Origin of the sequence: Achromobacter sp. SLBN-14, assembly GCF_006715415.1 — a bacterium.
In the GTDB taxonomy this organism is placed as follows: domain Bacteria; phylum Pseudomonadota; class Gammaproteobacteria; order Burkholderiales; family Burkholderiaceae_B; genus Achromobacter; species Achromobacter mucicolens.
On record NZ_VFNE01000001.1, the window covers coordinates 4,896,629 to 4,915,698 of the forward strand.

Here is a 19,070-nt window from a genome sequence, read left to right on the forward strand (position 1 = left end):
TAGGGTTAACCTTAATACAAACGCGGTTGCAACCTGTCTAGCATACGGTCCTACCCCTACTGGGTTCCGATCGGGCCCAGTTACACCTTTGCCATGCGACAGGAAGCAATCTCTTATGGCCAGCACGACCCTCGGCGTCAAAGTCGATGACGCACTCCGCGACCGCCTGAAAGCCGCCGCCCACAAGCTCAACTGCACGCCTCACTGGCTGCACAAGCAGGCGATCCTTTCCTATCTGGACAAGATCGAGCGCGGCCATCTGCCCGCCGAGATGTCGCACCTGAGCGCGGACGCCGCTGGCGAGGACGACGCGGCCGACGCCCATTCCGCGCCCACGCCGCCGTTCTACGAATTCGGCCAGGACGTGCAACCGCAATCCGTGCTGCGCGCCGCCATCACGGCGGCCTACCGCCGGCCCGAGCCCGAGTGCGTGCCGCTGCTGCTGGGCCAGGCCCGCGTGCCCAATCTTGAAAAGGTGCATGCGATGGCAGCCGGCCTGGTCAAGAAGCTGCGCGGCAAGCGCACCGGCGGCGGGGTGGAGGGCCTGATCCAGGAATTCTCGCTGTCCAGCCAGGAAGGCGTGGCGCTGATGTGCCTGGCCGAAGCGCTGCTGCGCATTCCTGACCGCGCCACGCGCGATGCGCTGATTCGCGACAAGGTGGCCCGCGGCGACTGGAAGTCGCACATGGGCGGCTCGCAGTCGCTGTTCGTCAACGCCGCCACGTGGGGCCTGATGATCACCGGCAAGCTGGTGGCCGTGAGCAGCGAGCAGTCGCTGTCCAAGGCGCTGACGCGCCTGATCGGCAAGGGCGGCGAGCCGCTGGTGCGCAAGGGCGTGAACATGGCCATGCGCATGATGGGCGAACAGTTCGTGTCGGGCCAGACGATCTCCGAGGCGCTGGCCAACAACCGCAAGATGGAATCGCGCGGCTTCCGCTATTCGTACGACATGCTGGGCGAAGCGGCCACCACGGCCGAAGACGCCGAGCGCTACTACGCGTCGTATGAGCAGGCCATTCACGCGATCGGCAAGGCCGCCGCGGGACGCGGCATCTACGAAGGCCCCGGCATCTCCATCAAGCTGTCCGCGCTGCACCCGCGTTATTCGCGCGCCCAGCGCGAGCGCGTCATGGCCGAGCTGCTGCCGCGCGTGAAGGCTCTGACCATCCTGGCGCGCAGCTACGACATCGGCCTGAACATCGACGCCGAAGAAGCCGACCGTCTGGAAATCTCGCTGGATCTGCTGGAAGCGCTTTGCTTCACACCCGAACTCGAAGGCTGGAGCGGCATCGGTTTCGTCATCCAGGCCTATCAGAAGCGTGCGCCGTTCGTCATCGATTACGTGATCGACCTGGCCCGCCGCAGCCGTCACCGCGTGATGGTGCGCCTGGTGAAGGGCGCCTATTGGGATAGCGAAATCAAGCGCGCGCAGGTCGATGGCCTGGAAGGCTATCCGGTCTACACCCGCAAGCTGTACACGGACGTGGCCTACATTGCCTGCGCCCGCAAACTGCTGGCCGCGCCCGAAGCCGTGTACCCGCAGTTCGCCACGCACAACGCATACACGCTGGCGGCGATCTATCAGCTTGCCGGCCAGAACTACTACCCCGGCCAGTACGAGTTCCAGTGCCTGCACGGCATGGGCGAACCGCTGTACGAAGAAGTCGTCGGCCCACTGGCGCAGGGCAAGCTCAACCGCCCCTGCCGGATCTACGCGCCGGTCGGCACGCACGAAACGCTGCTGGCGTACCTGGTGCGCCGCCTGCTGGAGAACGGCGCCAACACGTCGTTCGTGAACCTGATTGGCGATGATTCCATCGCCGTCGAGACGCTGGTCGCCGATCCGGTGGAAGCCGCTTCGCGCATCACGCCTCTGGGCGCGCCGCACGAGAAGATCCCGCTGCCGCGCGAGCTCTTCGGCAATCCCCAAGACGGCGCGCGCGCCAATTCGGCGGGTCTTGACCTGAGCAACGAACACCGCCTGGGATCGCTGTCGGCGGCGCTCTTGGCCAGCGCCGGCACGCCGTGGCGCGCCGGTCCCATGCTGGGAGAAGGCGGCGAACACTGGGATGCCGCCAAGGCCATCGAGGTGCGCAACCCCGCCAACCTGCGCGACGTGGTGGGTCATGTCATCGAGGCCGATTCCGCCGATGCGGACATCGCCCTGCGCGCGGCCGCCAACGCCGCGCCGATCTGGCAGTCCACGCCCGTGGCCGAGCGCGCCCAGTGCCTGCGCCGCGCGGCGCAATTGCTGGAAGAGCAGATGCAGACCCTGTTGGGCCTGATCGTGCGCGAAGCCGGCAAGTCGCTGCCCAACGCCATCGCCGAAGTGCGCGAGGCCGTCGATTTCCTGCGCTACTACGCCGATCAGGCCGAGCAGGAATTCAGCAACGACACGCACCGTCCGCTGGGCACCGTGCTGTGCATCAGCCCGTGGAATTTCCCGTTGGCAATCTTTACCGGCCAGGTGGCGGCAGCGCTTGCGGCGGGCAATACCGTGCTGGCCAAGCCGGCCGAGCAGACGCCGCTGATCGCCGCGCAAGCCGTGGCCATCCTGCGCGCGGCCGGCGTGCCCGCCGGCGCCGTGCAGTTGTTGCCGGGCCGCGGCGAGACCGTGGGCGCGCAACTGGTGGCCAACCCTGGCGTGCGCGGCGTGATGTTCACCGGCTCAACCGACGTGGCGCGCATCATTGCCCGCACGCTCGCCGATCGCCTGGACGATAACGGACACACCATTCCCCTCATCGCCGAAACCGGCGGCCAGAACGCCATGGTGGTGGATTCGTCGGCCCTGTCCGAGCAGGTGGTGTTCGACGTGCTCAGTTCCGCGTTCGATTCGGCGGGCCAGCGCTGTTCGGCGCTGCGCGTGCTGTGCGTGCAGGAAGACAACGCGGACCACGTGCTGACCATGCTGCGCGGCGCGATGCGCGAACTCGCCGTCGGCAACCCCGACCGCCTGTCCGTCGACGTCGGTCCCGTCATCGACACGGAGGCGCGCAACGGCATCCAGCGTCACATCGAAGCGATGCGCACGGCCGGTCATCGCATCGACCAGGTCGAGCTGAACGGCGAATGCCGCCATGGCACGTTCGTGCCGCCGACCATCATCGAAATCGACAACGTCAGCGAGCTGACCCGCGAAGTCTTCGGGCCGGTCCTGCACGTGGTCCGCTACAAGCGCGACGAACTGGACGCGCTGCTCGACGCGATCAACGGCACGGGGTACGGGCTGACGTTCGGCGTGCACACCCGCATCGATGAAACCATCGCGCATGTGACGGGCCAGGTTCACGCCGGCAACGTCTACGTCAACCGCAACATCGTGGGCGCCGTGGTGGGCGTGCAGCCGTTCGGTGGCGAAGCCCTGTCGGGCACGGGTCCGAAGGCGGGCGGTCCGCTGTACATGTACCGCCTGCTCGGCACGCGCCCCGCAGGTCTGCCGCCGGCGCTGGACGCCGCGGCGCCGCTGCCGCAGCGTATCGCCTTGCCGGGTCCGACCGGCGAGACCAATACCTACATGGTCGAGCCGCGCGGCGCCGTGTACTGCGTGGCCGCCACCGAGGCGGGCGCGCGCGCGCAGTGGTCCGTGGCGCGCCTGACCGGCAACCACGCCTGGTTTGCCGACACGCCGGCCGCGCAGGCGCTGCTGGCGACGCTGGACGCCGAACAGCAGGGCCAGGCGGGCATTCTGGCTGATACCGACGTCGACGACGCCGACTACCAGGCGGTGCTGTTCGAAGGCGATGGCGATGCGCTCAAGGCGCTGAATCAGCGCATCGCGCGTCGCCCGGGCGCCATTCTGGCGGTGCACGGCCTGACGTCCGACGCGCTGGCGGCCGGCGCCAGCTACGTGCCGGAGCGCCTCTTGACCGAGCGTTCCGTCAGCGTCAACACTGCCGCGGCGGGCGGCAACGCCAGCCTCATGACGATCGGTTAAACGTCACCAGGGGTAACCCTTGGGTATCCAAGGGTTATCTCCAATATCGGGCTAGGTTGCACTGGAACGAAAATCCGGTCGCACCTCTGGTCTGGCTGCCGCAATCCGGCATTCAGACTCTGCAGAAAATGCATGCGCGGGACCCGGAGATCACTGGGCCCGCGGTAGTAAAAAACCAAAAGCCTGGCTAAAAGCTCAGGTATAACAAGGCCTTAGTCCGATACCTCGGAGGATTCCCCATGAAGTTGCGCACCACTTTGAAGCTCCTCGCCGCCAGCATCGCCGCCGCTGGCATGACCGCCGCCGCGCAGGCCGCCGACATCAAGTTCGGCTTTGCCGCCCCGCTGACCGGTCCGCAATCGCACTACGGCGAGGACATGCAGAACGGTCTGAACCTGGCGCTCGAAGAAGCCAACAAGAAGGGCATCAAGGTTGACGGCGAGACGGCCAAGTTCGTGCTGGTTTCGCGCGATGACCAGGCTGACCCGCGCGTGGGCGTGCAGGTGGCCCAGCAGCTCGTCGATCAGGACGTCGTGGGCATCCTGGGACACTTCAACTCGGGCACCACCATCCCGGCATCGCGCGTCTACCACGAGGCCGGCCTGCCGCAGATCGCCATGGCGACCTCGCCCGAATACACCAAGCAGGGCTACGAAACCACGTTCCGCATGATGACCAGCGACACGCAGCAGGGCGCCGCGGTCGGCAAGTTCATCGTGCAAAACCTGAAGGCCAAGAAGGTTGCGATCATCGACGACCGCACCGCCTACGGCCAGGGTCTGGCCGACGAGGTCGAGAAGGCCGTCAAGGCCGCTGGCGGCCAGGTCGTGCGCCGCGAGTACACCACCGACAAGGCCAACGACTTCACGGCCATCCTGACCAACATCAAGGGCTCCGCGCCTGACGCCATCTTCTACGGCGGCCTGGACGCGCAGTCCGGCCCCATGAAGCGCCAGCTCGCCACGCTGGGCCTGAAGGCGCCGCTCGTGTCCGGCGAAATGACGCGCAGCGACACGTTCATCAAGCTGGCGGGCGACGCCGCCGACGGCACCTACGCGTCGCTGGCCGGCGTGCCGCTGGACAAGATGGCCGCGGGCAAGGACTTCGAGCAGCGTTACCAGGCCCGCTTCAAGAAGGCCCCCGGCGTGTACGCGCCGTACGCCTACGACGGCGCCTGGAACATGATCACGGCCATCGAACAGGCCGGTTCCGCCGAACCCGAAAAGTATCTGCCCAAGCTGGCCAAGCTGAACCGCAAGGGCGCGACGAGCGAGCACATTTCCTACGACGACAAGGGCGATCTGAAGGAAATCTCGGTCACCATCTACGAAGTCAAGAACGGCAAGTGGGAGATGGTTGAAACGATGGTCAGCCAGGCCAACTAAACCGGCTCGAAACCAGGGCGGCGCAGGCCACGCGCCACGATCCGCCCGCTTTTTTCCGCACGCGCCGTCCGGCGCTGCGGCGCGCGACGCGCGGCCAGGCCTTTGCGCCCTGGCCGCCCCGCGCGATTCTTCCAGGCTTATTCAGCGGCCCCTATGGATATCTTCATTCAACAACTGATTAACGGCGTCACGCTTGGCAGCGTGTACGCCCTGGTCGCCCTTGGCTACACCATGGTGTACGGCATCATCGGGCTGATCAACTTCGCGCATGGCGACGTCGTCATGATCGGCGCGATGGCGGCCACCACGATCGCCATTTCGCTGGTGGGCGGCGATCCCGGCGTCTCGGCCTTTGTGGTCCTGGGCGTGGGCCTGCTGGTCTCGGTGCCCCTGTGCATGGCGGTGGGCTGGACGGCCGAACGCGTGGCCTACCGGCCGCTGCGCCGCGCGCCCCGCCTGGCGGCTCTCATCACGGCCATCGGCGTGTCCATCATCCTGCAGAACGTGGCGATGATGGGCTGGGGCCGCAACTACCTGAACTTCCCGCAAGTGCTGTCGCCGCAGGTGTTCGAGTTTGCCGGCGCGCGCATGAGCACGCTGCAGATCGCCATCGTGGTGATCGCGGCGCTCATCATGGGCGGCTTGCTGGCCGTCGTGTACAAGACCCGGCTGGGCACCGCGATGCGCGCCACCGCGCAGAACCGCGAGGTCGCGGGCCTGATGGGCGTGAACATCAATACGGTGATTTCGGCAGCCTTCCTGATCGGGTCGGCGCTTGCTGCCGTGGCGGGCATGATGGTCGCCACGTATTACGGCGTGTCGCAATACACGATGGGCTTCATGCTGGGCCTGAAGGCGTTCACCGCCGCCGTGCTGGGCGGGATCGGCAACCTGGTCGGCGCCATGGCCGGCGGCTTGCTGCTGGGCATCATCGAATCGCTGGGCGCGGGCTACATCGGCGACCTGACCGGCGGCTTTTTGGGCAGTCATTACCAGGACGTGTTCGCGTTCTTCGTGCTGGTGCTGGTGCTGATCTTCCGTCCCTCGGGCCTCCTGGGTGAACGGGTGGGGGATCGCGCATGAACGCCCATCTGAAGAAAAGCGGGTTCTCCACCCGCAACCTGATCGGCATCGCCCTGATCGGCGTCGTCCTGGCCGTGCTGCCGTTCGTCATCGGCATGGCCGGCCAGAGCTGGGTCCGCATCCTGAACTTTGCGTTGCTGTACGTGATGCTGTCGCTGGGCCTGAACATCGTGGTGGGCTTTGCCGGTCTCCTGGACCTGGGCTATATCGCGTTCTACGCGGTGGGGGCCTACACGTGGGCGCTGCTTGCCTCGCCGCATTTCGGGCTGCACCTGCCGTTCTGGGCGATCCTGCCGATCGCGCTGGCGGTCGCGTGCCTGTTCGGGGTGCTGCTGGGCGCGCCGACATTGAAATTGCGAGGGGACTACCTGGCCATCGTGACGCTGGGCTTTGGCGAGATCATCCGCATCTTCCTGAACAACCTGAATGCGCCGATCAACATCACCAACGGGCCGCAAGGCATCAACCGCATCGACACCTTCAAGGTGGGCGAGTTTGTCTTTGGCCGAACGCAGAACCTGATGGGCATCCGGTTCACCGGGCCGGAAAAGTACTACTACCTGCTGCTCGCGCTGACGCTGATCATCGTCGTGGTGTGCGTGCGTCTGCAGAACTCGCGCATCGGCCGCGCGTGGGAAGCCATCCGCGAAGACGAAATCGCCGCCAAGGCGATGGGCATCAACACCCGCAACATCAAGCTGCTGGCCTTTGCGATGGGCGCATCGTTCGGGGGCGTCGCGGGCGCGCTCTTCGCATCGATGCAGGGCTTCGTCAGCCCCGAGAGCTTCTCGCTCATGGAGTCCATTTCGATCCTGTGCATGGTGGTGCTCGGCGGCATGGGCCACATTCCGGGCGTCATCCTGGGCGCGCTGATCCTGGCCGCGTTGCCGGAATTCCTGCGCGCCGTCGTGGAACCCGTCCAGCACATGCTGTTCGGCGCCGTGGTGCTGGATCCGGAAGGCATCCGCATGCTGCTGTTCGGCTTGGCGATGGTGTGCGTGATGCTGTTCCGTCCGGCCGGCCTGTGGCCGTCGGCAGTGCGCAAGCGCGAACTTGCCACCAAGACGCAAGGAGGCGCGGCATGAGCAAGCTGTTGCAGGCCCAGGGACTGGGCAAGCGCTTCGGCGGTCTGCAGGCGCTGTCGGGCGTCAGTTTCGACATCGAACAAGGCGAGATCTACGGCCTGATCGGCCCGAACGGCGCGGGCAAGACGACGCTGTTCAACGTGCTGACCGGCCTCTACATCCCCGAGGAAGGCACCTGCACGTTCAACGGCGAATCCATGTCGGGCAAGAAGCCGCACGAGGTCGCGTATGCAGGCCTGGCGCGCACCTTCCAGAACATCCGCCTCTTCGCGAACCTGAGCGCGATCGAGAACGTGATGATCGGCCGCCACATGCGCACCCGCGCGGGCGTGCTGGGTGCGGTGCTGCGCACCCGCGCGACCCGTGCCGAAGAAGCCGCCATCGAGGCGCGCGCCCAGGAGCTGTTGGACTACGTGGGCATCGGCCATCGCGCGAACGACGTCGCGCGGTCGCTGCCTTATGGCGACCAGCGGCGTCTGGAGATCGCCCGCGCGCTCGCGACGGATCCGAAGCTGCTGGCGCTGGACGAACCCGCCGCGGGCATGAACGCCTCGGAAACGGTCGTGCTGCGCAAGCTGGTGGAAAAGATCCGCGCCGACGGGGTCACCGTGCTGCTGATCGAACACGACATGAAGCTCGTCATGGGCCTGTGCGATCGCGTGCTGGTGCTGGAATACGGGAAGGTGCTGGCGATGGGCAAGCCTGCCCAGGTGCAGCGCGATCCCAAGGTCATTGAAGCGTATCTGGGCGCCGGGGCTGCGCAGGATCCGCTCATCCACAACGAGGGCCAGGCAACATGACGGCATCCCAACCCCTGCTCGAGCTGCGGGGCCTGCAAGTGTCCTACGGCGGCATCCGCGCGGTGCGCGGCATCGACCTGCGCGTGGACGACGGCGAACTGGTCTGCCTGATCGGCGCCAACGGCGCGGGCAAGAGCACGACGCTGCGCGCCATCTGCGGCCTGGTGCCGCTGGCCGGCGGCGAGGTCGTCTATGCCGGGCAATCCATCGGCGGACAGAAGTCGCACGAACTGGTCCGCAAGGGCCTGGTCATGGTGCCCGAGGGCCGCGGCATCTTCGGGCAGCTCACCATCGAGGAAAACCTGGCGATGGGCGGGTACATCCGCCGCGACGCCGCCCAGATCCGCCAGGACACGGACCGCGTCTTCACCTTGTTCCCGCGCCTGGCCGAACGCCGCAAGCAGGCCGCCGGCACGCTGTCGGGCGGCGAGCAGCAGATGGTGGCGATGGGCCGCGCGATGATCGCGCGCCCCAAGCTGCTGCTGCTGGACGAGCCGTCGATGGGGCTTGCGCCGCTGATGGTCGAAAAGGTGTTCGACGTGGTTCGCACCATTGCCAGCGAAGGCGTGACGATTCTGCTTATCGAGCAGAACGCGCGCCTGGCCCTGGAAAACAGCCATCGCGGCTACGTGATGGAGTCGGGCGAGATCACCCTGTCGGGACCCGCGCGCGACATGCTGCACGATCCCAAGGTGCGCGCCGCGTACCTGGGCGAAGTGGAGTAAGCAAGACCTGACGCAAGGCGGTCTCCCGCCTTGCGTTCTGCTGGCATCAAGCCTGCACCGGCTCGCGGTCCACGGCCGCGACCACACCGGCGTCGATCAGCGCGTCGATCTCCTGCCTGTCATAGCCGAACTCGCCCAGGATCGCAATGGAATCCTCGCCCAGCCGCGGCGCGGCGCGATGATACCGGGCTGGCGTGGCGGACAGTTTCACGGGCATGCCCACCGTGCGGACCTTGCCCGCTACCGGATGGTCCTGTTCGACCACCATTTCACGCGCCAGCGTCTGCGGGTGCGACAAGGCCTGCGCGATCGAGTGCACCGGACCGGCGGGCACGCCGGCCGCATCGAAGATGTCCAGCCATTCCTGCGCGTCGCGGGTTTTCAGGATGGCGGAAATCTCCTCGACCAGTTCGTCGCGGTTCTGCATGCGGTCGCGGTTGCGCGCAAAGCGCGGATCGTCGGCCCATTCGGGCTTGCCCAGCGCCTGCGCGATGCGCTGCCAGTTCTTTTCGTTGGCGCCGCCGATGATGATCCAGTCGGTACGCGTGGGAAACGCCTGATAGGGCGCGCTCAGCACGTGCGCCGACCCCGTGGGACCCGGCGAGACGCCGCTGCCGAAGTAGATGGCGGCATGCCAGTAGAGCTGCTGCAGGCTGGCCTCCAGCAGCGAGGTCTCCACGATCTGGCCTTCGCCAGTGCGCTGCTTGTGCTGGTAGGCCGCCAGCACGCCGAACGCCGCGAGCAGGCCCGCGTTTATGTCGGCCACCGAGTTGCCGGTGCGCAGCGGCGGCCCGCCGGGTTCGCCGGTGATGGCCATCAACCCCGAGAAGCCCTGCGCCACGAGATCAAATCCGCCCTTGTCGGCATAGGGGCCCGTGGTGCCATAGCCCGAGACGGCGCAATAGATGAGGCCCGGGTTCTCCTTGCGCAGCGTGTCGTAGCCCAGGCCCAGTTTCTCCATCGTGCCCTTGCGGAAGTTCTCGGTCACCACGTCGGCGTCGCGGATCATGCGCAAGAGCACCTTCTTGCCGTCGGGATGCTTCAGGTCCAGCGCAATGGCGCGCTTGTTGCGGTTGAGCATCAGGAAAGGCGCGGAGATGCCGTTGATCTGCGGATCGCGGTATTGGCGCGAATCGTCGCCGCCGTCGATCTTCTCGACCTTGATGACATCGGCGCCCAGGTCCGCGAGCATCATGCCGCAGGTGGGGCCGGCCATGATCTGCGACAGCTCGATGACGCGCATGCCGGCCAGCGCGCCGGCGGCGGGAGCATCGGAAGCGGGGAAGGGCGGGCGGCCGGAGCCGCGGTTGTCGTTGTGCATGCGTGTTCCTCGATCGTTCGTTCAGCGGCCGCTGAATTGCGGTTTGGCCTTGGCCAGGAAGGCGCGGTAGCCGGCGCGGAAATCCTCGGTGTCGAAGCAGTCGAAAGCTTCGTCGCGGTCGGCATCGGTCAGCGCCTTGCCTTGCACCAGGTTGCGCACGAACTTCTTGTGCCAGCGGGCCACCAGCGGCGCGCCGTCCGCGATCCGGCGGGCCGTTGCCTGGGCGTCGGCCGCCACCTGGTCATCGGCCACCACGCGCGAGACCACACCCAGGCGCAAGGCCTCGGCGGCGTCGAAGATGTTGCCTTCCAGCAGCACCTGCAGCGCCACGGTGGGACCGACCAGTCGAACCAGCGGGGCCAGTTCCGAATACGACATCACCAGCCCCAGATTCTTGATGGGCACGCCGAACCGCGAGCTTTCCCCGCAGATGCGCACGTCGGCCAGGCTGGCGATCTCCAGCCCGCCGCCCACGCAGATGCCATGGATCTGCGCCACCACGGGGTGGCGGCACCCGCCGATCGCCTCGATCGTGCGGCGCATGACGGCGCCGTACTCCACGGCCTGCCGCTTGTTGCTGCGGGCCGTCTCGAACTCTCCGATATCGTTGCCCGGCGAAAATGCCTTCTCGCCCGCGCCGCGCAGCAGCACGCAGCGCACGCCGTCGTCACGGTCCAATTCGAGAAAGGTGTCGCCCAGCAGGCGCCAGCCGTCGATGGTGAAGGCGTTGAGCTTTTCCGGCCGGTTCAGCACCACGGTTGCGATGTCGCCGTCGCGGTGCAGCAGGATGGGCGAGGAGCCCGGGGTGGAAGTAGCGGTCATGGGATTCCTTTTGCATGCGCGGGGGGAGCGTCCCCCGCCAGGTGAGTCGTGCCCGTTGTTGGGGCTTACTGCGGGGCTTTTTGCGGGCCTTACTGCTTCGTCAGGCCCAGGCTTGCGGTGAGCTTGCCGTACTTGCTCCATTCGTCCCGCACGTACGAGGCGAAGGCGGCGGGGGATTGCGGACCGCCGCCCAGGTCCATGCCCTGGTCGGCGAGCTTGGCGGCGACCTCGGGGTCGGCCAGCGTCTGGGCAAGCGCCCGGTCGAGCTTTTCCATGATCGGGTGGGGCAGCTTGGCCGGAGCCAGGACCGCGTACCACTGCACGACGTCCAGGCCCTTGATGCCGGATTCGGCCAGCGTCGGCACATCGGGCAGCCGCTTGCTGCGCTGCGCACTGGTCACGGCCAGCGGCCGCAGCTTGCCGGCCTGGATCTGGTTGATCGCGCCCGGCAGCGTGTCGAAGTTCAGGTCCACGCTGCCGCCCAGCAGGTCGGTCATGGCCTGGCCGCTGCCCTTGTACGGCACGTGCTCCATCTGCACCCCGGCAATCTGCGAGAAGCGCGCGGCGCTCAGATGCTGCGGGCTGCCCATGCCGGACGACGCGTACAAGAGTTGCTTGGGCTTGGCGCGGGCGTCGTCCACCAGGTTCTGCACCGTGGTGTACGCGTGCTTGGCGGGATTGACGACCAGCACGTTCGGCACCGACCCGATGTACCGCACCGCCGTGAAATCCTTGTTGGGATCGATGTTGGACTGGACGACGTAAGGCGCGGCCACGGTGGACTGCATATTGGCCAGCAGCAGTGTGTAGCCGTCCGGATCCGCCTTGACCACATAGTCGGCCGCAATCAGGCCGGAAGCCCCCGGCTTGTTTTCGACCACGACCTGCTGGCCCAGCAGGGTGGACAGGCGCGCCGACAGGATGCGGGCAGACACGTCGGTGCCGCCGCCGGGCACGAAGCCGACGACCAGCCGGATGGGACGTTCCGGCCACTTGACCGGGTCCTGCGCCACGGCGGGGGTGGCCGCCGCCAGGCCGGCGGCCAGCATCAATACGCCTGTCAAGGCGCGAGCATGCTTGTTCATAGGGTCTCCTTTGGTGGATGAGTCCTGCCCAGGGGCTGCTTGCTCTATGATTGGGTCAGGTTGGTATGCCTTTGGTGTTTGGTATACCAGATACAAAAATAGTCGATGTTGCGAGCATGAACAACCCATGGCTAACCCTGAACCCTTGATTGCCGATGTGTCCGTCCCCGATTTGGCCATTCACCATCCCACACTGCCGGCGGTCGTGGCGGAACGGCTGCGCCAGCTCATCATCGATGGCACGCTCAAGCCCGGCACGTGGCTGAACGAACGGGATCTGTGCGATCAACTGAAGATTTCGCGCACGCCGCTGCGCGAGGCGTACCGGATGCTGGCCTCGGATGGCCTGGTGACGCTGCAGCCCAAGCGCGGCGCAATGGTGATCGAGCTGTCCGCCGAGGACATCGAGAACATCTTCGATGTGCTGTCGGTGCTGGAAGGGCTGGCGGTGCGCAGCGCCGCCGAGCGCGCGTCCGACGCGGAGCTGGCGCAGATCGGGCGGCTGCATGCGCAGATGCTTGAAAACTATGAAAAACGGGACATCCGCGCGTATTTTGCGGCCAGCATGGGCACGCACATCGCGATCAATCGCGCCGCGCACAACCCGGCGTTGTCACACTCCTACGACCGGCTGAACCTGCAGGTGCAGGCGCTGCGCTACAAATCCAATTTCGACCTGGACGAATGGACGACGGCGGTGGCCGACCATGAGGCCTTTGTGCAGGCGTTGATGGCGCGGGAAGGCGAACGCGCCGAAGCCCTCATCCGCAAACACGTGGGCGGCAAGAAAGCCTATAACCTGCGCGGGCGCACCGGCGGCGCGGCCTGAGGGCAGGGTGGCCCGTCCGCATGCAGGCGCCTGCCTGCAAGCGCAAGAGCGAGTTCAGGCAGGTTGCGCCACGACGCGCTTTCTGCCGATCATGAGCGCCAGCACGGCGGCGATGATGCCGGTCGAGCCCGAGATCACAAAAGCCATCAGGTAGCTGCCCTGGGCTTCGCGCAGCGCGCCCGCCATCCAGGCGGCGCTTGCCGCGCCCATCTGGTGGCCCGCCACGATCCACCCGAAGACGATCGAGGCGTCGCGTTCGCCGAAGGCTTCCGTCGTCAGGCGCAACGTGGGCGGCACCGTGGCAATCCAGTCCAGACCAAAAAAGATCGCGAAGATCGACAGGCTGTAGAACGAGAAATCGGAATAGGGCAGGTACATCAGCGACAGGCCGCGCAGCGCGTAGTACACGAAGAGCAGCTTGCGCGGGTCGTAGCGGTCGGTCAGCCAGCCGGAGGCCGTGGTCCCAAGCAGGTCGAAGACGCCCATCATGGCCAGCAAGCCGGCCGCCTGCACTTCGGGCATGCCGTGGTCGCCGCAAAGTGCGATCAGGTGCGTGCCCACCAGGCCATTGGTCGTGAACCCGCACACGAAAAAGGTGGCGAACAAATACCAGAACGTGCGCGTGCGGGCCGCGCGCGCCAGCGTGCCGAAGGTGGCGGCCACCATGCCGGTGCGCGGCGCGGCGGGGGCGGGCGTCGCGTGCGGATCGCTGCCAAAGGGCACGAGACCCACGCTGGACGGGCGGTCGGGCACCAGCCACCAGGCCAGCGGCACGAGCGCGGCCGCGGCGCCGGCCACCGTCCAGACCACGCGCGTCCAGTCGCCCGACGAGGCCAGCGCGGCCAGCACCGGCAGGAACACCAGCGTGCCGGTGGCAGCGCTGGCGGTCAGAAGGCCCATCATCAGTCCGCGGTGCTTGACGAACCAGCGGTTGACCACGGTCGCGCCCATCACGATCGCCACGGCGCCCGAACTGATGCCCGAGAACACGCCCCAGGTCATGATCAGATGCCAGGGTTCGGTCATGTAGGCGCTGACGGCGCTGGAAGCCGACATCAGGATCAGCGCCGTGATCAGCACGCGCCGCAATCCAAAGCGCTCCATCGCCGCGGCTGCGAAGGGGCCGACCAGTCCGTACAGAAAAATGCCCAGCGCGGCGGCAAACGAGATCGAACTTCGGCTCCATCCGAACGTTTCCTCCAGCGGCACCAGCAGCACACTGGGCGAAGATCGCAGGCCGGCCGCGACCAGCAGCGACAGGAAAATCACGGCAACCACCACGAACGCGTACTTCTGACCGGCGCGGCGGAAGGGGAATGGAGGCTGGGCTATACTCATGTTACTGACCGGTACGTATTGAGGTTTGCGGATAGTACGTACCGGTCAGTAACATCGTCAAGCGATTTTTGGCGACCCTGTTTTCGAAGATGGCCGCTCGCGCTGTTTCGCAGAAAAGGAGCCTCGTATGGCCAGCAAGAGTTCCCCCACGTCCGCCGCACCGGGCGCCACTCCATCCAAGCCGCTGCTGGCGGCCGACCGCATCCGTAAGACCGCGCGCGAGATGTTCTACCGCGACGGCATCCGCGCCGTGGGCGTGGACGCCATCGTCAACCAGGCTGGCGTGACGAAACCCAGCCTGTACCGCAGTTTTTCCTCGAAGGACGAATTGGCGGCTGCGTACCTGCGCGATTACGACGCCGAATTCTGGGCGCGCTTTGACGCCGCGTGCGCCGCCCATCCGGGAGATCCGCGCGCCCAATTGCTCGACTACCTGACAGGCATGGCAGGACGTGCGGTGCAGAACGGCTACCGGGGATGCGGGCTGACGAACGCCGCGGTCGAATACCCCGAACCCAATCATCCGGCCCGCGCCGTGGCCGTGGAACACAAACGCGAATTGCGCCGCCGGCTGAACGCCATGGCCGCCGGGATGGGCGCGGAAGATCCCGAAGCCCTGGCCGATGGACTGCTGCTATTGATCGAAGGCGCGTTCGTCTCGAGCCAGCTTTTCGGGGCGGGTGGGCCCGCCGGGCGGGTGGCTTCGATGGCCGACAAGCTGATTCAGGCGCACCTGCCCGGCCGAACGGCCTAGGGCGTCGCACAATCACGGTGCGTAACCGCGTGCGGCATGCACCGTTGTGGTGGTGTTTGTACCCATTGCGCAACGCGGAAAAAAATGTTTGTGGTTTTTATTGCAACGCAGCATACGCGGATCTAAGATGGATTCACGTTGTTCCACATCGCGCTTTCTCAAGGAGAGAATCATGAGCGATACCGCGTTGAAAAATGCCCGTATGTCGGATGCGCTGGAGCGGTCCCTGATCCGCGAGGCCATCAAGGCGGAAACCCTGTCCGGTCCCACCGCACGCTCGCGCTGGTTGCGCCTGAAGCTGCGCATGGCTGCACTGGGCGGCGCTGTCGGCGAGGTCCTGCACAATATGGACGCCGGCCGCCGTCAACACCCGGTCGTGTCCGCGTACCACTGAAGCACCCCGCCAGAAAAAACGCCAGCTTTGATCGCTGGCGTTTTTTTTTGCCTGCCGCTGGCAGGCGGCGCTGGCCCCATCAGGCCACGATATCCAGCAGCAGATAGGCGTCCAGCACGATGATGCCCACGGTGGCGCCGATGGCGGCCCAGGCCCACGCGCCTTTCAGCACGTAGCGGCCCATCAGGCTCTTGCGGCAGGCCAGCACGACCAGCGGACCCAGCGCGAAGGGCAGGGCAAGGCTCAGGATGACCTGGCTCAGCACCAGCAACCCGTCCGGATCGTTGCCGCCCGTGAACGCCAGCAGGCCGACGGCGGCAGCGCCCGCCACCAAGCGCGTCATCAATGCGCGGCGGCGGTCGGACCAGTTGCTGCCGACCTGGAATCCCTTGGACAGGATGCGTCCGGCCAACACGCCCGTGATGGTGGAGCTTTGGCCCGCGGCGTACAGCGCCACGGCAAACACGACTGCCGCCCCGATGCCGAGCGTGTGGCCGATCACCGCATGCGCATCGTCCAGACTGGACACCGTCATGCCGGATCCGGACAGCGAGGCGGCGGCCACGATCATGATGGCCGAATTGATGAGCATGGCCACGCCCAGCGACATGATCGTGTCGTTGCGCGCCACGCGCATCGCCATGCCCAGCGCCTGCGGCGGCAGGTCCCGCGCCCGCTGCGCAAGCGAGCCCGAATGCAGATAGAGGTTGTGCGGCATGAGGGTCGCGCCCAGAATCCCCAGCGCGATCAAAAAGCCTTGCGGATCGCGCAGCGCGCGGCCGGTCTCGGTGACGCCATGCGCCACTTCCTTCCAGGCCGGATTGGCCTTGAACAGCAGGAACACAAACGACAGCGCGACCACGGACAACAGCAGGGCGATCACGCGTTCATGCCGGTCGGCATTGCCGCGCGTCATCGCCAGCACGGCAAAGGTGCCGATCCCCGTCACCGCGACGCCCGCGATGAGCGGCAGTCCGAACAGCAGCCGCAGCGCGATCGCGCCGCCGATCAGTTCGGCCAACGCGGTCGCCAGAATGGCGGCCTCGCCGGCCAGCCAGGCTGCCTTGGCCAAACGCGGGGAAAGGTGGCGGGCGGTGAGGGTGGCCAAATCCTGACCCGTGGCAAGCGCCAGGCGCGACACCAGCACCTGAAAACCCAGCGCCAGAAAGGCCGACGTGATGACGACCATCAGCAGGCCGTAGCCAAAGCCGCTGCCGCCGGCGATGTCGGTCGCCCAGTTGCCCGGATCGATGTAGCCGACGGCGACCAGGATGCCCGACCCGACCATGCGGCGCAGGTTCGCGGAAACCCGCGCGTCCTGCGCCAGGGCGGCATTGCCGCCTGATATTGCGTAGATGAATCCGGTCATGTGCTGCTCCTGAGAATGGTTCTCATTTTTCAGGAGCGCACCTGCACCGTCAAATTGATTTTGGCCACGCTCGGGATAGGGCGGGCCAATGATCCGGCCCCGTCAGGAGCCGGATTACCCTCGCGCCGGTCAGGACTTCAGCTTGGCGTCCATCGAGATCTTGGCGTTCAGCACCTTGGAAACCGGGCAGCCCTTTTCGGCCTTGCGGGCGGCTTCCTCGAACGCCTGGGCGGAAGCGCCGGGAATGACGGCCTCCACGGTCAGATGCACGGCGGTGATGGAAAAGCCGTCATCGACCTTGTCCAGCGTGACTTCGGCCTTGGTGTCCAGGCTTTGCGCGACCATGCCCGCTTCGCCCAGGATGTTGGACAGCGCCATGGTGAAGCACCCGGCGTGCGCCGCGCCCAGCAGTTCTTCGGGGTTGGTGCCCGGCGTGTCGCCGAAGCGGGTGTTAAAGCCGTAGGGTTGGCTCTTGAGCGCGCCGCTCTGCGTGGAAATCGTGCCTTTGCCAGTCTTCAGATCGCCCGACCAGGCGGCGGTTGCGGTTTTCTTCATACGTGACTCCTGTGTGGGAACGCAGCCGCGTGCGGCGCGTCCGGGGTGGGGAGAGGCACCGCCGCGGGGGCGGCGCGCCTTGCCTCAGGCGGCATCGTCGATGATACGGCCCGCCACCCCGCCCATCGCGTAAGAGACCGGTACGCAACGGCAAGCCGATGTAACGATGGCCTGGCGGGGCATTCACCTCCAACAAGGGTTGGCCACGTCAACAACCGCCGCTGGCGCATCAGGCAAAATAGCGGCATCTCCTTCACTCCCATCCAAGAGCCGTAGTCATGCCTCGCATCCTTGCCCGCTACGCCTGCGCCGTCGCGCTGGCCGTCCCCGCCCTGTCCGCCCAAGCCGAAATCGTGATCGGCGTGGACGTGTCCACCACGGGCCCCGCCGCCGCCATCGGCATCCAGACCAACAACGCGATCCGCCTGTGGCCCAACACGTTGGGCGGCGAACCCGCGCGTTACGTGGTGCTGGACGACGGCACGGACGTCAGCCGGGCGGTCAAGAACATGCGCAAGCTGACCTCCGAGGACAAGGTGGACGCCATCGTCGGCCCCAACATCACAGCTTCCGCGCTGGCCGCCCTGGACGTGCTGGCCGAAACCAAGACGCCGATGATCGCGCTGGCCGCGTCCAGCGTCATCGTGGAACCGCAGTCGGATCCCAAGCGCACCTGGGCCTTCAAGATGCCGCAGAACGACTCGCTGATGGCCACGGTGCTGGTCGAAGACATGAAGAAGAAGGGCCTGAAGAACGTGGCCTTCATCGGCTTTGCCGATTCGTATGGCGACAGCTGGCTGAAGGAGTTCACGGCCGCGGCCGGGTCCGATCTGAAACTCGTCGCCCAAGAGCGCTTCCAGCGCACCGACGCGTCGGTGGTCGGCCAGGTGCTCAAGGTCATTGCCGCCAAGCCGGACGCAGTGCTGATCGCCGGTTCGGGCACGCCGGCCGCGCTGCCCCAGAAGACGCTGCTCGAACGCGGCTACACCGGCGCCGTCTACCAGACGCACGGCATCGGCACGCTTGAATTCCTGCAGGTCGGCGGCAAGGACGTGGAGGGGACGCTGTTCCCCACCGGCCCGGGTGTGGTGGCGCGCGAGTTGCCCGATTCCAACCCGGTCAAGAAGGTGGCGGTGGCCTTTGCGGACAAGTACGAGCAGCAATACGGCCCGCATACGCTGACCCAGTTCGCCGGGGACGCCTATGGCGCCTGGATGCTGCTGGATTCGGCGGTGGCTCGGGCGCTCAAGACGGGCGCCAAGCCTGGCACACCAGAGTTCCGACTGGCGCTGCGCGACGCGCTGGAAAACACCCGTGACCTGGTCGTTCCCAATGGCGTCTTGAACATCACCAAGGAAAACCACCAGGGATTCGATGAGCGCGCCCGGGTGATGGGCACGGTCAAGAATGGACGCTTTTCCTACGCCCAATAAACGGTGCCATATCTATCTACCGTTCGTAACGTGTCCTAACGCGTCATAGGGCAACGAACGTCAAAAGCAGGCTTAGGCCTGCTTTTTCACGTCTATATCATTCGTGTAGAAATCATTTCTTAGCGTATTATTTTTAGCGAAGCCATGTACCTAGA

General features: G+C 66.2%; 16 protein-coding genes. 10 read left to right on the forward strand and 6 right to left on the reverse strand.

All coding sequences use genetic code 11. From position 1 onward, the window contains the following. Positions 1-115 precede the first annotated feature (115 nt). The 6 genes from putA to FBY20_RS22450 all read left to right on the forward strand — a co-directional run bounded on the left by putA (position 116) and on the right by FBY20_RS22450 (position 9,015). Complete coding sequence (gene putA, locus FBY20_RS22425; RefSeq protein WP_056324293.1) at positions 116-3,937, forward strand: trifunctional transcriptional regulator/proline dehydrogenase/L-glutamate gamma-semialdehyde dehydrogenase; 3,822 nt, start codon at positions 116-118, stop codon at positions 3,935-3,937. Positions 3,938-4,176: 239 nt separating this feature from the next. Further along, positions 4,177-5,322, forward strand: a complete 1,146-nt coding sequence (locus tag FBY20_RS22430) for a branched-chain amino acid ABC transporter substrate-binding protein (protein ID WP_056324296.1) — start codon at positions 4,177-4,179, stop codon at positions 5,320-5,322. Positions 5,323-5,553: 231 nt separating this feature from the next. Continuing rightward, positions 5,554-6,405, forward strand: a complete 852-nt coding sequence (locus FBY20_RS22435) for a branched-chain amino acid ABC transporter permease (protein ID WP_370458370.1) — start codon at positions 5,554-5,556, stop codon at positions 6,403-6,405. Continuing rightward, the gene (locus FBY20_RS22440) at positions 6,402-7,490 is read left to right on the forward strand and encodes an ABC transporter ATP-binding protein (RefSeq protein WP_056324301.1); all 1,089 of its coding nucleotides are present in this window, start codon (positions 6,402-6,404) and stop codon (positions 7,488-7,490) included. The genes FBY20_RS22435 and FBY20_RS22440 overlap by 4 nt, the downstream gene beginning before the upstream one ends. Continuing rightward, a complete protein-coding gene (locus FBY20_RS22445; RefSeq protein WP_056324304.1) occupies positions 7,487-8,290 on the forward strand; it encodes an ABC transporter ATP-binding protein in 804 nt (267 codons plus the stop codon). The genes FBY20_RS22440 and FBY20_RS22445 overlap by 4 nt, the downstream gene beginning before the upstream one ends. Then, positions 8,287-9,015, forward strand: a complete 729-nt coding sequence (locus FBY20_RS22450; protein ID WP_056324308.1) for an ABC transporter ATP-binding protein — start codon at positions 8,287-8,289, stop codon at positions 9,013-9,015. Before FBY20_RS22445 ends, FBY20_RS22450 begins: the two co-directional genes overlap by 4 nt. 46 nt (positions 9,016-9,061) lie before the next feature. Here FBY20_RS22450 and FBY20_RS22455 read toward each other — a convergent pair whose 3' ends face one another. The 3 genes from FBY20_RS22455 to FBY20_RS22465 form a co-directional block, all read right to left on the reverse strand. Beyond that, on the reverse strand, positions 9,062-10,336 hold the full coding sequence (locus tag FBY20_RS22455) for a CaiB/BaiF CoA-transferase family protein (protein ID WP_056324311.1): 1,275 nt from the start codon (positions 10,334-10,336) through the stop codon (positions 9,062-9,064). A 21-nt stretch (positions 10,337-10,357) separates the two neighbouring features. Further along, positions 10,358-11,158, reverse strand: coding sequence for an enoyl-CoA hydratase/isomerase family protein (locus FBY20_RS22460; protein ID WP_056324314.1), 801 nt, complete (start codon positions 11,156-11,158; stop codon positions 10,358-10,360). A gap of 89 nt (positions 11,159-11,247) precedes the next feature. Continuing rightward, on the reverse strand, positions 11,248-12,243 hold the full coding sequence (locus tag FBY20_RS22465) for a tripartite tricarboxylate transporter substrate binding protein (RefSeq protein ID WP_142054686.1): 996 nt from the start codon (positions 12,241-12,243) through the stop codon (positions 11,248-11,250). A gap of 127 nt (positions 12,244-12,370) precedes the next feature. On the opposite strand from FBY20_RS22465, the gene FBY20_RS22470 reads away from it, so the two are divergent. Then, a complete protein-coding gene (locus FBY20_RS22470; protein ID WP_142054688.1) occupies positions 12,371-13,072 on the forward strand; it encodes a GntR family transcriptional regulator in 702 nt (233 codons plus the stop codon). 54 nt (positions 13,073-13,126) lie between these two features. On the opposite strand, the gene FBY20_RS22475 is transcribed toward FBY20_RS22470, so the two are convergent. Next, positions 13,127-14,410, reverse strand: coding sequence for an MFS transporter (locus FBY20_RS22475; RefSeq protein ID WP_142054690.1), 1,284 nt, complete (start codon positions 14,408-14,410; stop codon positions 13,127-13,129). Between the two features lie 127 nt (positions 14,411-14,537). Between FBY20_RS22475 and FBY20_RS22480 the strand changes: the two genes are divergently transcribed. Further along, positions 14,538-15,164, forward strand: a complete 627-nt coding sequence (locus FBY20_RS22480) for a TetR/AcrR family transcriptional regulator (RefSeq protein WP_142054692.1) — start codon at positions 14,538-14,540, stop codon at positions 15,162-15,164. 172 nt (positions 15,165-15,336) lie between these two features. Next, positions 15,337-15,558: a hypothetical protein gene (locus tag FBY20_RS22485; protein ID WP_056324328.1), complete on the forward strand. Its 222-nt coding sequence runs from the start codon at positions 15,337-15,339 to the stop codon at positions 15,556-15,558. A 79-nt stretch (positions 15,559-15,637) separates the two neighbouring features. Here the strand turns inward: FBY20_RS22485 and FBY20_RS22490 are convergent, their stop codons facing one another. Together FBY20_RS22490 and FBY20_RS22495 are read right to left on the reverse strand one after the other, a co-directional pair. After that, the gene (locus FBY20_RS22490) at positions 15,638-16,927 is read right to left on the reverse strand and encodes an Nramp family divalent metal transporter (RefSeq protein WP_142054695.1); all 1,290 of its coding nucleotides are present in this window, start codon (positions 16,925-16,927) and stop codon (positions 15,638-15,640) included. 129 nt (positions 16,928-17,056) lie between these two features. Then, positions 17,057-17,482, reverse strand: a complete 426-nt coding sequence (locus FBY20_RS22495) for an OsmC family protein (protein WP_056324334.1) — start codon at positions 17,480-17,482, stop codon at positions 17,057-17,059. A gap of 278 nt (positions 17,483-17,760) precedes the next feature. Between FBY20_RS22495 and FBY20_RS22500 the strand changes: the two genes are divergently transcribed. After that, positions 17,761-18,915: an ABC transporter substrate-binding protein gene (locus FBY20_RS22500; RefSeq protein ID WP_063955464.1), complete on the forward strand. Its 1,155-nt coding sequence runs from the start codon at positions 17,761-17,763 to the stop codon at positions 18,913-18,915. Positions 18,916-19,070: the final 155 nt, after the last annotated feature.

Coding starts and splice junctions, on each gene's coding strand:
- FBY20_RS22465 (WP_142054686.1), bottom strand. CDS start 12,243: ATGAACAAGCATGCTCGCGCCTTGACAGGCGTATTGATGCTGGCCGCC.
- FBY20_RS22455 (WP_056324311.1), bottom strand. CDS start 10,336: ATGCACAACGACAACCGCGGCTCCGGCCGCCCGCCCTTCCCCGCTTCC.
- FBY20_RS22460 (WP_056324314.1), bottom strand. CDS start 11,158: ATGACCGCTACTTCCACCCCGGGCTCCTCGCCCATCCTGCTGCACCGC.
- FBY20_RS22475 (WP_142054690.1), bottom strand. CDS start 14,410: ATGAGTATAGCCCAGCCTCCATTCCCCTTCCGCCGCGCCGGTCAGAAG.
- FBY20_RS22495 (WP_056324334.1), bottom strand. CDS start 17,482: ATGAAGAAAACCGCAACCGCCGCCTGGTCGGGCGATCTGAAGACTGGC.
- FBY20_RS22450 (WP_056324308.1), top strand. CDS start 8,287: ATGACGGCATCCCAACCCCTGCTCGAGCTGCGGGGCCTGCAAGTGTCC.
- FBY20_RS22480 (WP_142054692.1), top strand. CDS start 14,538: ATGGCCAGCAAGAGTTCCCCCACGTCCGCCGCACCGGGCGCCACTCCA.
- FBY20_RS22500 (WP_063955464.1), top strand. CDS start 17,761: ATGCCTCGCATCCTTGCCCGCTACGCCTGCGCCGTCGCGCTGGCCGTC.
- FBY20_RS22445 (WP_056324304.1), top strand. CDS start 7,487: ATGAGCAAGCTGTTGCAGGCCCAGGGACTGGGCAAGCGCTTCGGCGGT.
- FBY20_RS22440 (WP_056324301.1), top strand. CDS start 6,402: ATGAACGCCCATCTGAAGAAAAGCGGGTTCTCCACCCGCAACCTGATC.
- FBY20_RS22430 (WP_056324296.1), top strand. CDS start 4,177: ATGAAGTTGCGCACCACTTTGAAGCTCCTCGCCGCCAGCATCGCCGCC.
- FBY20_RS22490 (WP_142054695.1), bottom strand. CDS start 16,927: ATGACCGGATTCATCTACGCAATATCAGGCGGCAATGCCGCCCTGGCG.
- FBY20_RS22435 (WP_370458370.1), top strand. CDS start 5,554: ATGGTGTACGGCATCATCGGGCTGATCAACTTCGCGCATGGCGACGTC.
- FBY20_RS22470 (WP_142054688.1), top strand. CDS start 12,371: ATGGCTAACCCTGAACCCTTGATTGCCGATGTGTCCGTCCCCGATTTG.
- putA (WP_056324293.1), top strand. CDS start 116: ATGGCCAGCACGACCCTCGGCGTCAAAGTCGATGACGCACTCCGCGAC.
- FBY20_RS22485 (WP_056324328.1), top strand. CDS start 15,337: ATGAGCGATACCGCGTTGAAAAATGCCCGTATGTCGGATGCGCTGGAG.